This window comes from Pseudoflavonifractor sp. 524-17 (assembly GCF_009935845.1).
Taxonomy (GTDB): Bacteria; Bacillota; Clostridia; order Oscillospirales; family Oscillospiraceae; genus Pseudoflavonifractor_A.
In genome coordinates this window covers 1-12,721 of the sequence record NZ_QWEK01000033.1, presented here as the reverse complement: position 1 = coordinate 12,721, position 12,721 = coordinate 1, and the positions used below count along the sequence as shown (strand labels likewise).

At 61.9% G+C, this 12,721-nt stretch carries 12 protein-coding genes; 7 read left to right on the top strand and 5 right to left on the bottom strand.

Annotated elements, in window-relative coordinates:
• The first annotated feature begins 71 nt into the window (after window positions 1-71).
• Window positions 72-743 (top strand): TIGR03936 family radical SAM-associated protein, encoded by a 672-nt coding sequence (locus tag D1159_RS12435; RefSeq protein WP_161845985.1) that lies wholly within the window; start codon window positions 72-74, stop codon window positions 741-743.
• 58 nt (window positions 744-801) lie between these two features.
• Here D1159_RS12435 and ytvI read toward each other — a convergent pair whose 3' ends face one another.
• On the bottom strand, window positions 802-1,869 hold the full coding sequence (ytvI, locus tag D1159_RS12430; protein WP_161845984.1) for a sporulation integral membrane protein YtvI: 1,068 nt from the start codon (window positions 1,867-1,869) through the stop codon (window positions 802-804).
• Between the two features lie 178 nt (window positions 1,870-2,047).
• Here ytvI and D1159_RS12425 point away from each other — a divergent pair, with 178 nt between their 5' ends.
• The 5 genes from D1159_RS12425 to D1159_RS12410 all read left to right on the top strand — a co-directional run bounded on the left by D1159_RS12425 (window position 2,048) and on the right by D1159_RS12410 (window position 6,282).
• The gene (locus tag D1159_RS12425) at window positions 2,048-2,488 is read left to right on the top strand and encodes an ACT domain-containing protein (RefSeq protein ID WP_161845983.1); all 441 of its coding nucleotides are present in this window, start codon (window positions 2,048-2,050) and stop codon (window positions 2,486-2,488) included.
• A 32-nt stretch (window positions 2,489-2,520) separates the two neighbouring features.
• Window positions 2,521-3,735, top strand: a complete 1,215-nt coding sequence (locus D1159_RS12420) for a homoserine dehydrogenase (protein ID WP_161845982.1) — start codon at window positions 2,521-2,523, stop codon at window positions 3,733-3,735.
• Between the two features lie 171 nt (window positions 3,736-3,906).
• The gene (locus D1159_RS12415; protein WP_161845981.1) at window positions 3,907-5,133 is read left to right on the top strand and encodes an aspartate kinase; all 1,227 of its coding nucleotides are present in this window, start codon (window positions 3,907-3,909) and stop codon (window positions 5,131-5,133) included.
• A 90-nt stretch (window positions 5,134-5,223) separates the two neighbouring features.
• Window positions 5,224-5,520, top strand: a complete 297-nt coding sequence (locus D1159_RS19230) for a hypothetical protein (protein ID WP_202621074.1) — start codon at window positions 5,224-5,226, stop codon at window positions 5,518-5,520.
• A gap of 45 nt (window positions 5,521-5,565) precedes the next feature.
• Window positions 5,566-6,282, top strand: a complete 717-nt coding sequence (locus D1159_RS12410) for a stalk domain-containing protein (RefSeq protein WP_161845980.1) — start codon at window positions 5,566-5,568, stop codon at window positions 6,280-6,282.
• A gap of 162 nt (window positions 6,283-6,444) precedes the next feature.
• Here the strand turns inward: D1159_RS12410 and malQ are convergent, their stop codons facing one another.
• From malQ to D1159_RS12395, 3 genes are all read right to left on the bottom strand, one after another.
• Window positions 6,445-7,932, bottom strand: coding sequence for a 4-alpha-glucanotransferase (gene malQ / locus D1159_RS12405; RefSeq protein WP_161845979.1), 1,488 nt, complete (start codon window positions 7,930-7,932; stop codon window positions 6,445-6,447).
• A 142-nt stretch (window positions 7,933-8,074) separates the two neighbouring features.
• The gene (locus D1159_RS12400) at window positions 8,075-9,451 is read right to left on the bottom strand and encodes a nucleobase:cation symporter-2 family protein (protein ID WP_161845978.1); all 1,377 of its coding nucleotides are present in this window, start codon (window positions 9,449-9,451) and stop codon (window positions 8,075-8,077) included.
• 50 nt (window positions 9,452-9,501) lie between these two features.
• Window positions 9,502-12,048: an ATP-dependent Clp protease ATP-binding subunit gene (locus D1159_RS12395; RefSeq protein ID WP_202621071.1), complete on the bottom strand. Its 2,547-nt coding sequence runs from the start codon at window positions 12,046-12,048 to the stop codon at window positions 9,502-9,504.
• Window positions 12,049-12,198: 150 nt separating this feature from the next.
• Here D1159_RS12395 and D1159_RS12390 point away from each other — a divergent pair, with 150 nt between their 5' ends.
• A complete protein-coding gene (locus tag D1159_RS12390) occupies window positions 12,199-12,369 on the top strand; it encodes a 4Fe-4S binding protein (protein WP_161845977.1) in 171 nt (56 codons plus the stop codon).
• A 57-nt stretch (window positions 12,370-12,426) separates the two neighbouring features.
• On the opposite strand, the gene D1159_RS12385 is transcribed toward D1159_RS12390, so the two are convergent.
• Window positions 12,427-12,672, bottom strand: a complete 246-nt coding sequence (locus D1159_RS12385; RefSeq protein WP_161845976.1) for a pyridoxamine 5'-phosphate oxidase family protein — start codon at window positions 12,670-12,672, stop codon at window positions 12,427-12,429.
• Between the last annotated feature and the right edge of the window lie 49 nt (window positions 12,673-12,721).

Genomic DNA, 12,721 nt, shown 5'->3' with positions numbered 1-12,721 from the left:
GCCGCTGTGCCAATCGCCTTCCCCGACGAATGGTACCTATCTTTCAGCGAATGTAAGGAGGCGTTTGGCCTGTGACCACCCATCGACTGGCCTTTTCCAAGACGGATACCGCGAAATTTATCTCCCATCTGGATTTGATGCGCACCTTCCAGCGGGCCTTTCTCCGGGCCGATCTGGCCATCAAACACACAGAGGGCTTTCACCCCCACGCCTTTGTCTCCATCCCCCTGCCCCTTCCGGTGGGGTACTCCAGCGGGTGCGAGGTGTTAGAATGCCAGATCTTAGGGGAGTCCCCGGATCTGGCTGCCGTGCCGGAGCGGATGAACCCGGTGCTGCCGGCGGGGATTCAGGTCAGCCGGTGCTATGAGGCCCGGCGCCCGGTGAAGACGCTGGCCTATGTGAACTACATCGTCACCCTGGAGTACGAGGCGGGAGCCCCCTTTGGGGCGGACACCGCCATGGAGGAGCTACTCAGCCGGGACAGCCTTGTGATGCAGAAGCGGTCCAAAAAGGCCAAGAGCGGCTTCACCGAGGTGGATTTGATTCCCCTCATCGCTAAAAAAAGCATTGAGGAGCGGCGGGATTCCGTCACGATGGACCTCACGCTCCGGGCCCAGAACCCCGGACTGAACCCAGAGCTCATTGTGGCCGCCATCCGCAGCCACTGCCCGGAGATGGCCCCTGATTTTGTCGCCTTCCACCGCCGCCAGGTTTTGGATGAATCCTTTCAAATCTGGGAATGAAAAGCCAACGCGCGTCAGAGTGTCGAGAAAATTTTTTCCACACGCTGGCGCGCGTTTTCTATTTCCACAGGCGGATGAGATTCCGGGCGTGGAGCTCTTTGAGGAGGACGGCGGCCAGGGGGGCGAGGATCATGCCAGGCGTGCCAAAGGCGGCGAAGCCGGCGTACATGGCCAGCAGCGCGGCCAGGGGGGGCAGGCCGGCGTGCCGGCCCACCAGACGGGGCTCCAGCAGACTGCGGGCCAGCATGGCGATCCCATAGAGGAGGATTAGCCCCACGGCCAGGCCGGACCGGCCCCGGATCAGGGCAATCAGAGCCCAGGGGAGCAGCACGACGCCCGTGCCAAAGACAGGGAGGGCGTCCAGCAGAGCGGTGAGCGCCGCGGCCAGCAGGGCCAGCTCCACCCGGAGGAGAAGGAAGCCGGCGGCCAGCAGGAGAAAGGTGACCAAAATCAGCAGGCCCTGGGCCCGCAGCCAGGACAGGAGCGCCTCTCCCAGGGCGCGGCCGGCCTGAGAGAGCCAGTCCTGCCAGCGTCCCGGCGCCTGCCGCCAGAGAAAGGCGGTGACGGCGGGCCGGTCGGCGCTGGTAAAGAAGGTGGCCAGGGCGGTGGTAAAGAGAAAGAGTCCCACTCCGGGGAGGGCGGAGACCCAATGGGCCGCCCGGCTCCCCAGCCACGGGACCGCCTGTCCCAGCCAGCCGCCGGCCTGACCGATCAGACTGTGGACGCCCTGCCGCAGAGGCGCCTGGGCGGGGATGGGGGCGGCGAGAATGAGCCGGTCCAGCCGGTCCTGGAGCCGGTCCAGCACCGGGGAGAGGGCAGAGAGGAGGAGGGGCAGCTTTTCCGCCAGCACCAGCAGCTCCGCTGCCAGCCGCCACAGCAGCAGTCCAGCCCCCGCCGCGGCCAGCAGGACTCCAATCAAAGTACACACGCCGGCGGCCCAGGGGCGGGTCAGCTTGGTCCGGCGGGTGAGCCAGCTTACCGGACCCTCCAGGGCGGCGGAAAAGAGCAGGGCGAGAATCAGGGGAAACAGGCAGGGGAGCAGGACGCCCAGCAGCAGCCAGCCGGCGGCGGCCAGGGCCAGGAGAAGCAGCAGACGCAGTGCGGTGCGGAACCATTTTTCAGGCAAGGTACAAAGCTCCTTTCGGAATCTGTCGTTTTCGACGGAAATAACGGCGGTCCGGCGGGTGAAGATTATCCATTCCGCCACCGTTTTTTCGTTGCATCTGCCCCTTTACTGTGCTAAAATAGAGCACATATCACGAACAAATGACTTTCTGAGAAAGACATCTGGGAGGGGACGCCGGGTGGGCAAAACACCGAATTACTTTATTGTGGAGGCGGGCGCACTGCCCGAAATATTCCTGAAGGTGGCCGAGGCCAAGCGGATGCTGGAGACGGGGGAAGTGGATACGGTAAACATGGCTACCCGCCGGGCCGGCATCAGCCGCAGCGCGTTTTATAAATACAAGGATGCGGTGCGGCCCTTTAACGACATGCTCCACGGGCGGATCATCACCTTTCAGATGCTGCTGAAGGATGAGCCGGGGGTGCTGTCGGCGGTCCTCAATATTTTTGCCCAGAGCGGCGGGAATATTCTGACCATCAACCAGGGGATTCCGGTAAATGGCTGTGCGGCGGTGTCCATTGGTGCGGAGACCTCCGGGCTGGAGCTGTCTCTGGAGGAGTTTCTCCACCGTACCCTGGCGGTGGAGGGCGTAGTGCGCAGCGAGATACTGGCGGGCTGACCTGGGCCCGCAACTGTAAGGAGGAAGCGAGAATGGTAAACGTAGCGATTTTGGGTTATGGCGTGGTGGGATCCGGTGTGGCCGAGGTGCTGACCGAAAACGCCAATCAGATTGGACGCAAGGCGGAGGAGGATATCCGCCTAAAATATATTCTGGATGTGCGCGCCTTCCCGGACAGCCCTTTTGCCAGCCGGTTTGTCCAGGACTTTTCCGTGATTGAAAATGACCCGGACGTGGACATCGTGGTGGAGACCATCGGCGGCGCGAAGGTGGCCAAGGAGTTCACCGAGCGGGCCCTGAAAGCGGGGAAGAGCGTTGTGACATCCAACAAGGAGCTGGTGGCGGAGCACGGCTATGACCTGCTTCAGCTGGCGGAGGCCAACGGGGTGAGCTATCTCTTTGAGGCCAGCGTGGGCGGCGGCATTCCCATCATCCGCCCCCTGAACCAGTGCCTGGCGGCCAATGAGATCGAGGAGATCTGCGGTATTCTCAACGGGACAACAAACTACATCCTCACCCGGATGATCAGGGCTGGCCTCACCTTTGAGGCGGCGCTAAAGGAGGCCCAGCAGAACGGCTACGCCGAGCAGGATCCCACCGCCGATATTGAGGGCCACGATGCCTGCCGCAAGATCTGCATTCTGTCCTCTTTGGCCTTCGGGCGGCACATCTACCCCAAGCAGGTGGACACCCAGGGGATTACAAAGATTACCTTGGCGGATGTGGCCTATGCCGAGTCCTGCGGCTGCAAAATCAAGCTGCTGGGCCGGGCCATCCGTCTGGAGGGCGGCCAACTGTGTGCCTATGTGGCACCCCACCTGGTCCACGGGGAGAACCCATTGGCCGGGGTGGAGGACGTGTTTAACGCCATCACCGTCAAGGGCAACGCCGTGGGGGACGTGATGTTCTACGGTCGGGGCGCGGGCAAGCGGCCCACCGCCTCCGCGGTGGTGGCCGACGTGGTGGACGCGGCCAAGCACCGCAAGACGAAGAAGTATCTCCACTGGGGCCCGGGGGCAGAGGACGCGGTGGCGCCTGCCGGCGGGCTGGAGAGCGGCTGGTACGTCCGGGCGGAGGCCGGTGCGGAGGCGGTCAGGAGCGCGTTTGGCGAGGTATCTCTCCTGGCGCGGGCCGGTGCGCCTGGGGGGGAGACCGCTTTCCTCACCGGGGCCATGAGCGGCCCGGCGTTGGAGGAGAAGCTGGCCAAGCTGGGCGGGGCCCATTTCGCCCTGCGGGTGCTGGACTGACCAGCCGGGCCGGACAGACATAGTATGGAGTGCGGGAGTGGAGACAGCTGCCTGTCCCCCGCCCGCTGAGCGGGACGGCGCCGTTCACTTAGAGCCTGTATCGCGCCTCAGCGTGGAAATCTGCCGATGCTACAGGCTCTTACTCTGAAATTTAGGGGGTACATAGATACCATGGGACTGATTGTACAAAAATTTGGCGGCTCCTCGGTGGCGGACGCGGATAAGATCCGCAACGTGGCCCGCATCATCACCGAGACCTACCGCCAGGGGCACAGCGTTGTGGCGGTGCTCTCCGCACAGGGGGACACCACAGACGATCTGATTGCCAAGGCCGCGGAGATCAACCCAAAAGCCTCCAAGCGGGAGATGGATATGCTTTTGGCCACTGGGGAACAGATCTCCTGCTCTCTGTGCGCCATGGCCATTGAGGCCATGGGCTATCCGGTGATCTCACTGACGGGCTGGCAGGCCGGAATGCGGACCAATTCCACTTATGGAAACGCCCGCATGAAGCGCATCGCGCCGGAGCGGGTGCTGGCCGAGCTGGATCGCCGGAGCATTGTGATTGTCACCGGCTTCCAGGGCATTAACAAGTATGACGATATTACCACGCTGGGCCGGGGCGGGTCTGACACCTCCGCCGTTGCCTTGGCCGCCGCCCTCCACGCGGATCTGTGTCAGATTTACACCGACGTGGACGGCGTCTACACTGCGGATCCCAGAAAGGTCACCGGCGCCCGCAAGCTGGAGGAGATCACTTATGACGAGATGCTGGAGCTGGCCAGCCTGGGGGCCCAGGTCCTGCACAACCGCTCGGTTGAGATGGCGAAGCGGTACAACGTGAATCTGGAGGTGCTGTCCAGCTTCTCCGGCCAGCCCGGCACCAAAGTCAAGGAGGTTACAAAGAACATGGAAAAAGTGAACGTCAGCGGTGTGGCAAAGGACAAAGATATCGCCCGAGTGGCCATTATCGGCCTGGCCGACGAGCCAGGCATTGCCTTTAAGGTCTTCTCTATGCTGGGCAAGGAGAAAATCAATGTTGACATCATCCTCCAGTCCATCGGCCGGGACGGCACCAAGGATATCAGCTTCACTGTGGGCGTGCAGGATATGGACCGTGTCAAGGTCTTGCTGGAGGACCGGAAGGCCGCGCTGCACTTCGACCATATCGATGTGGTGGACACGGTGGCCAAGATCTCCATTGTGGGCGCCGGCATGGTGAACAGCGCCGGCGTGGCCTCCCAGATGTTTGAGGCCTTGTTCAGCGCTGGCATCAACATCAATATGATCTCCACCTCTGAGATTAAGATCTCCGTCCTGGTGGATAAGAACGATGCCGACCGGGCGGTCCAGGCCATTCACGACCGGTTCTTCTCCCAGTTCGGCTCCAATCACTGAGAAAAGCGCAATAGATCGCACAAAGGCAATGCCTCAGGGGCACTTCGTAAAGAAGTGCCCCTCGCAATTTTTGTTAGGCGGCCGAATGTGATGGAATTGCAGGAAATTTCAATTTCCCGAAATATTTTCCTTGCATTTGTCCCAGTTTCCTGCTATAATTTAGTTATAAAATTTAGAACATTTCCAGAAAAGGGGTTGACAAACGCAATGTTTTGTGCCACCCTCAAGCAAGCAAGCAAGCAAGCAAGCAAGCAAGCAAGCAAGCAAGCAAGCAAGCAAGCAAGCAAGCAAGCAAGCAAGCAAAGCTGTAGCTATGTAGTTTTTTCATGTCCAAAATTTCATACTATTTGGGAACAGGCGTGTTTTATCCTGCCTTCGGCGGGATAAGACGCGCTTTTTGTGTCCAAAAATAAAAAGAGAGGAAATGATGTCATGAAGAAGAAAAAACTTGTCTCCGCGCTCGCTTTGACCCTGGCACTGCTGTGTGCCTTTACCCTCGGCGCCGGCGCCTCCAGTAAGCTGCAAGAGATCAAAGCTTACCTGAATGCCGACATCACCGTCAAGCTGGACGGCAAGCCCCAGTCCTTAATAGACGCCAACGGCGCCCGCATCTACCCCATCACCTATAACGGCAGCACCTATCTGCCCGTCCGCGCAATCAGCAATATACTGGGCGTCGGCGTTGGCTGGGACCAGAGCACCCAGAGTGTCCTGCTGGGCAAGCAGCCCAACGGCGTGGACCTGATTGATACCTACGACATTTATCACACGGAAAAGAGGAACTCCGAATGCGTTGCGGGACAAGTCAAGACCGCGGATGAGAAGACCGAGAGTATTTCGGGCATTACCCAATCCCATTGGATTTATCTGAACTGCGCTTGGGGGGCCGGAATTACGGTTTCGTACAATTTGCAGGGCAAGCATGACACGCTGACGTTCAGCTATTACTCTGACCGCGATGTCGTCTTGAAGGTTCTGGGAGATGACAACTCCATCTTGGGTGAGTACGCCATCACCGGGGGCGAGGTTGCCAAGACGGTCACGCTTCCCCTGTTCCGCACCAAGGAACTCAAGTTCGAGGTAGTGGCCAATAATAGAGAGTGGCCCCAGGTTAGAATCATGGACGCCTACTTGGACGCGGAGCAGTAATCCGCCAGAGATTTGAAAAGAGGCACGCCGTATAATGCGGCGTGCCTCTTTTTTGCGGATTGAGGTGCAGAGAACCGGCAGGTTTTCTCTGGGGCAAACCATTGTCATGCTGCGGCGTTATGACCGAAGCAGTAAATGCGGGGATTGAACCGTATAGGGAGATTACAGGCAGCGGCGGTAGGTACGGGTAATGGCCCGCAGGCGGCTGGATACGTCTGGGTTAAAGGCGGCGTCCCGTACCCGCCAGCTCCAGTTGTGGGGACCCATGGTGCCGGGGGCGTTCATGCGGGCGTCGGCTCCCAGGCCCAGCAGGTCCTGCATGGGCACTATGGCCAGCCGGGCGGGAGAAGCCCAGGCGCCGCACACCGCCCCCCAGCCGAAGCCCTCCTCGCCCCGCAGGCGGAGGTAGGCGGAGGCGAAGTCCCGCTCGGCGGAGCTGGCCTGGTCAAAGAGCCACTGGACAAAGGTGGGAGTGTCGTGGGTGCCGGTGTAGATGATGGAGTTGGGGGGGCAGTTATGGGGAAGATAGGCGCTCTCGCCCACGGGATCAAAGGCGTAAAGGAGGATTTTCATCCCCGGCAGGCCGCTCTGGGCGATAAAGGCCCGGACCTCATCGTCTAAATCCCCTAGATCCTCGGCGATGAGGGTGAGGCCAGGGATGTCCTCCAGCAGGCGGACCAGCTCCAGGCCGGGGCCGGGTTCCCAGTGGCCCTCCTTGGCGCTCCTGGCCTCCAGAGGGATGGACCAGTAGGTGTGGAAAGCCCGGAAGTGGTCAATGCGCACCACGTTGTACAGCCGGGCCATGTGGGCGCCCCGCTGCCGCCACCAGGCAAAACCGGTTGCCTTGTGCTGGGGCCAGTTGTAGAGGGGATTGCCCCAGTGCTGCCCCTCGCTGCTGAACGCATCCGGGGGCACGCCGGCCACCGCCTTGGGCAGAAGGGCGTCGTCCAGCTGGAACAGCTCCGGGTGGGCCCACACCCCTGCGGAGTCTGGGGAGACATAGATGGGCAGATCGCCGATGATCTGCACGCCCTTATCGTTGGCGTATTTTTTCAGGGCGTCCCACTGACGGTAGAAGAGGAGCTGGAGGAAGGTGTGGTAAGCCATTTCATCCCTGAGCGCCTCTTTCAGCGGGGCGAGGGCGGCGGGGTCCCGGCGGCGGACCTCCTCCGGCCAATCCTTGAGCTCGGCGCCGTCAAAGTGGGTCCGCAGCGCCATAAAAAAGGCGTAGTCGGGGAGCCAGTCCTCCTCCGCAGTCCAGAATTGCTCCAGATCTTTGGCATAGGCGGCCCGGCCTCGCTCAAAGGCGCGGCGGAGCAGGGGCGGACGGGTGGCGTGGAGCCAGGGGTAATCCACCCGGTCCGGATTGGGGCATTTGGCCTGTTCCAGCTCCTGCTGGGTGAGCAGGCCCTCCTGAGCCAGCTGCTCCAGATCCAGGAAGAAGGGATTACCGGCAAAGGAGGAAGGGGACATATAGGGGGAATCGCCCCCGCCGGGGGGGACGAGAGGGAGAATCTGCCAAAACCGCTGGCCGGCCGCGGCCAGGAAATCTACAAACCCTCTGGCATGGGCCCCCAGCGTCCCCACGCCGTAAGGGCCGGGAAGGGAGGAGACAGGGAGCAGAATGCCGCTGGAACGGTACTCAAGCATCAGATTTAACCTCCAGTACAATGAATATTTGCCATTCTATTATAATCTATCAGAAATAAACCCGCAAGTCTTTGTGCAAAAGGACAAGATCCCCCTGCCGGAGCCTTTCTCCAGCAGGGGGATCGGGAGGAAAACGAGGGGGTTAAGTATCGCTCATAGCCTGGCGGGCCCGCTCAATATCCGCCTGATCCCGCAGGGGGAAGAGAAGATTGACGACAATGCCCACAATGCAGGTGGCGGCTACGGAGTCGGAGAAGAGGAAGCGCAGGGCTGCGGGGAGCTGCTGCACGGCCTCCGGGTGGTTGGCCAGCCCCAGGCCCAGGGCAAAGGTGATGCTGAGTACCAGAACATTTCGCTCACTGAACCCGGCCTTAGACACCATTTTGATGCCGTTGATGAGGATCATGCCAAAGACGGAGATCACCGCGCCCCCCAGAACGGCGTCAGGGATGGCGGAGAAAATGGCCCCCAGCTTGGGGAAGAAGCCGGAGATCATCAGCACAAAAGCGCCGGTGGCGATGCAGAATTTGTTTACCACGCCGGTCATGGCCACAATGCCTGCGTTCTGGCCGAACGCGGTGTTGGGCAGGGCGTTGAAGATGCCGGCGGTGGTGGAGCCCAGGGCGTCGGCCAGAATGGCGCCGGAGGTCTCCCGCTCGGTGGCCTCCCGGTCAAAGCCGGCGATGGTGATGCCGGAGGTGTTGCCAATGGTCTCCAGGCCGGAGACCACAAAGAGGGCGGCAAAGCCGAGCACCGCCGGCAGGGAGAAGATGGGCTTGAAGTACAGGGGGATGGGGAGGGCAAACCAGCCGGCGTCCACAATGGGAGAGGGGTCCACCCGGCCCATGAGAGCGGCCGTGATATAGCCGGCGGCAAGGCCGATGAGAATGGCGGAGTTCTTCACCAAACCCCTGCCGAAGCGCTGGAGGACAATGATGATAATCAGCACCAGAAAGCCCAAAAAGAGGTTTTCCGGCGCGCCGTAGTCCGGCTTGCCGGCGCCGCCGGCAAAGTAGCTGACACCTACAGTGAGCAGGTTGACCCCAATGGTAATCAAAGTGCTGCCCACTACCAGGGGCGGAAAGAAGCGGCGGATGTACTTGTAGAAAAAACCGATGACCACCTCGGTGAGGCTGCCCAGAATACTGGCCCCCAATACGGCGCCGATACCGCCGGTGGCCGCCACTGTGGAGGCGGTAGGGACGAAGGCGAAGGAAGTGCCCATCACAATGGGGAGGTTGGCGCCGATCTGGGTGCGCCTGCCCAGCCTGATGGGGTAGAGCTGGATAAAGGTAGTCAAACCGGAGACAAACATGGCGCACTGCACCATCATAACAGTGTCCGCGCCGGAGAGACTGCACGCGGCGGCGATGATCAAAATCGGCGCCAGATTGGATGTGAACATGGCCAGCACATGCTGAAGCCCCAGGGGCAGGGCGGTGGAGAGAGGGGGACGGCCCTCCAGTTGATAGATGAGCGCCTTGTCCCGCTCTTTTTCCTGGGATGCCGGGGCAGTCATAGAACAGCAGCCGCGCAGGAACCTTTTGCAGATCCCTGCGCGGCTGGCTGTCAGGGGTGGTCCGGCTTTTTTTCCAGGCAGAGGCGGGAGGTCTTCTGGGGGGTGAGGGCGATCTGCCCGTCCCGGGCGGAGGCCAGGAGGAGATCCCCCTCCTGGAGGGCGCCGGAGAGGAGGGCCTCGGCGGCGGGGTCCTCCAGCTGGGCGCGGATAGCCCGGCGGAGGGGACGTGCACCGTAATCCGGGTCAAAGCCCTTCTGGGCCAACAGATCCAGGGCGCTGCTGTCGGCGCGGAGCGTGACCCCCAGGGGGGCCAGCCGCTGGGCCACGCCGTCCAGCAACCGCTGGGCAATGGCCCGGATCTCCGTCCGCTCCAGCTGGCGGAAGACGATGATCTCATCCAGGCGGTTGAGAAATTCCGGCTTGAAGGTGCGCTTCAGATCCCCCATCACCGCCTCCTTGAGCTCGGAGAGAGGGCGGGTCTCCCCGGCGGCGGGGGAGAAGCCCAGCCGCCCGATTTTGGCGGTGATGCGGCCGGCGCCCACGTTGGAGGTCATCACCACCACCGTATTTCGGAAGTCGGCCTTGCGGCCGTGGGTGTCGGTGACGAAGCCGTCCTCCAGAATTTGCAGCAGCAGGCTCCAGACATCCTCGTGGGCCTTCTCCAGCTCGTCAAAGAGGACCACGGCGTAGGGCCGGCGGCGGACCGCCTCGGTAAGCTGGCCCCCGGAGTCGTGGCCCACGTAACCCGGAGGGGAGCCGATGAGCCGGGAGACGGTGTGGCGCTCCATATACTCCGACATGTCGAAGCGGATGAGGGCATCCTCGCTGCCAAAGAGGGCGGCGGCCAGGGCTTTGCACAGCTCGGTCTTGCCCACCCCGGTGGGGCCCAGGAAGAGGAAGGAGCCAGTGGGACGGCCGGGCTCCTTCAAACCGGCCCGGCCCCGCCGCACCGCCTTGGCCACGGCCCGAACCGCCTCGTCCTGGCCCACCACCCGGCGGTGGAGCTCCTCCTCCAAAGCCAGAAGGCGCTCCTTTTCGCTCTGACTCAGGGCGGTGACGGGAATCCCAGTCCAGCGGGAGACCACCGCTGCCACGTCGTCTGCCTCCACCTGGCCCACGTTCTGGCCGCTGTGCCAGAGGGTGCGCTGCTGGTCCAGATCCCGGCGAAAGTCGCTTTCCGCGTCACGGAGGCGGGCAGCTTTCTCAAAGTCCTGGCTTCGAATGGCGGCCTCTTTTTCCCGCCGGGCCTTGGCCACCCGCTCCTCCAAAACGCGCAGGCCGGAGGGGGCGGACAGCCGCTCAAGACGCACCCGGGCTGCGGCCTCGTCGATGAGATCAATGGCCTTGTCCGGCAGGCGGCGGCTGGCCAGATAGCGCACCGAGAGAGTGACCGCGGCCTGGAGGGCCTCGTCGGTGATGTGGAGCTTGTGGTGGGCCTCGTACCGGTCCCGCACCCCGCGGAGGATGGCTAGGGCGGTCTCCTCGCCGGGCTCAGCCACGGTGACGGGCTGAAAGCGGCGCTCCAGGGCGGCGTCCTTCTCAATGTAGCGGCGGTACTCGTCGGTAGTGGTGGCGCCGATGACCTGGATCTCCCCCCGGCCCAGGGCGGGCTTGATGATGTTGGCGGCGTCAATGGCCCCTTCAGCGGAACCCGCCCCTACGATGTTGTGGAGCTCGTCGATGAAGAGGATGACATTGCCCAGCCGGATGACCTCGGCCAGGATGTTTTTCACCCGCTCCTCAAATTCTCCCCGGTACTTGGTGCCGGCCACCATGGAGGAGAGATCCAGGGCCAGCAGCCGTTTGGACCGCAGCTCGTCGGGGACATCCCCGGCAGCCATTTTCCGGGCCAAGCCCTCAGCCACGGCGGTCTTGCCCACCCCGGGCTCCCCGATGAGGGCGGGATTGTTCTTCCGGCGGCGGGAGAGAATCTGAATGACCCGTTCGATCTCCTCTCCCCGGCCCACCACTGGATCCAGCAGGCCGCCGGCGGCCATACGGGTGAGATCCCGGGAGAATTGGTCCAGCAGCTTGCTGTCGCCGGGGGCATACTCCCGCTCTGGCCGGGCCCGGCCGGGGTTGTGGAAGGAGGGGGGGAGCTCTCCGCCCATGGCGGCGGTGACGATCTGGGACAGCTGCTTGGGGCTCTGCCCGCAGGCGGAGAGCACCCGGATGGCCACGCTGTCCTTTTCCTGGAGCAGGCCGGCCAGAAGGTGCTCCGTGCCTACATAGGAGGCGTTCGTCTCCGCGGCGGAGGCCAGGGCCAGCTCAATGATGTGCTTGCATCGAGGGGTGAGCCCCTGGGAGGGGAGGGAACCGGGAGCTCCCTCTCCCACGGCGCGGATAATGGCGGCGCGGACAGCTTCGCTCTCCAGCCCTGCGGCCTGGAGTACCCGGGCGGCTACGCCCCGGCCCTCCCGCAGCAGGCCCAGCAGCAGATGCTCGCTGCCCACATAGCCGTGGCCGAGCTCCGCGGCGCTCTCCTGGGCCAGACGGAAAGCGGTCTGGGCCCGCTCGGTAAAGTGGATGTCGTTCAAAGGTTCACCTCGTTTGGCGCCGGTCTGGTTGTGACCCTGCTTTTTATGAGATGGCTCCATCTATGATGCCTCTTTTCCGCGTGTAAAGTCCCGCCCGCCGGCAGCGGCGGACGGCCTGAAGAAAATATACCCAGGTTTCAATAAAATTAGCATTGCAATTTCAAAAAAATGTGTTACAATGTGTTTAGTTTAACTTCGGAGGTGTTACTTATGGCATATGTGATTGGTGATGCTTGTGTGAGCTGCGGCACTTGTGAGGGGGCCTGCCCTGTGAGCGCCATCAGCATGGGTGACGATCACTATCAGATCGACGCCGGTACCTGCATCAGCTGCGGCACCTGTGCGGACGCCTGCCCCGTGGGCGCCATCAGCCAGGGTTAATTGGCACACAATAGAGCAAAAAACATGGACCTGCCCTATAGGGCAGGTCCATGTTTTTCATGTTTGGCTGTCTTGGGAAGATTTCCTGGCCAGCTCGATTGCCTCTTTTCCGGTAATATGGTCAATGGTCATTTCCGGCATACACAGGCGGTTCCAGTCCTGGTCAATGGCTTTGGCCGATTCCAAGGTGCTGCTTTCTGGGGCGTATTTGGCGGCCAGCTTCTCGATGGCGGTTCGCTTTTCCGCCGGGTCCTCTAGTTCCCGGATGGTTAGTGTATAGTGATAGTACTTGAAAAAGCACAAAACGAAGTAGTATAATGAAGATATGAGTTATCCAATAAAATACAGAGAA

What these genes read in the sequence shown, in the direction of transcription:
- D1159_RS12415 (WP_161845981.1), top strand. Translation starts at nt 3,907, where the DNA reads ATGGGACTGATTGTACAAAAATTTGGCGGCTCCTCGGTGGCGGACGCG.
- malQ (WP_161845979.1), bottom strand. Translation starts at nt 7,932, where the DNA reads ATGCTTGAGTACCGTTCCAGCGGCATTCTGCTCCCTGTCTCCTCCCTT.
- D1159_RS12395 (WP_202621071.1), bottom strand. Translation starts at nt 12,048, where the DNA reads ATGGAGCCATCTCATAAAAAGCAGGGTCACAACCAGACCGGCGCCAAA.
- D1159_RS12400 (WP_161845978.1), bottom strand. Translation starts at nt 9,451, where the DNA reads ATGACTGCCCCGGCATCCCAGGAAAAAGAGCGGGACAAGGCGCTCATC.
- D1159_RS12410 (WP_161845980.1), top strand. Translation starts at nt 5,566, where the DNA reads ATGAAGAAGAAAAAACTTGTCTCCGCGCTCGCTTTGACCCTGGCACTG.
- D1159_RS19230 (WP_202621074.1), top strand. Translation starts at nt 5,224, where the DNA reads ATGGAATTGCAGGAAATTTCAATTTCCCGAAATATTTTCCTTGCATTT.
- D1159_RS12390 (WP_161845977.1), top strand. Translation starts at nt 12,199, where the DNA reads ATGGCATATGTGATTGGTGATGCTTGTGTGAGCTGCGGCACTTGTGAG.
- D1159_RS12420 (WP_161845982.1), top strand. Translation starts at nt 2,521, where the DNA reads ATGGTAAACGTAGCGATTTTGGGTTATGGCGTGGTGGGATCCGGTGTG.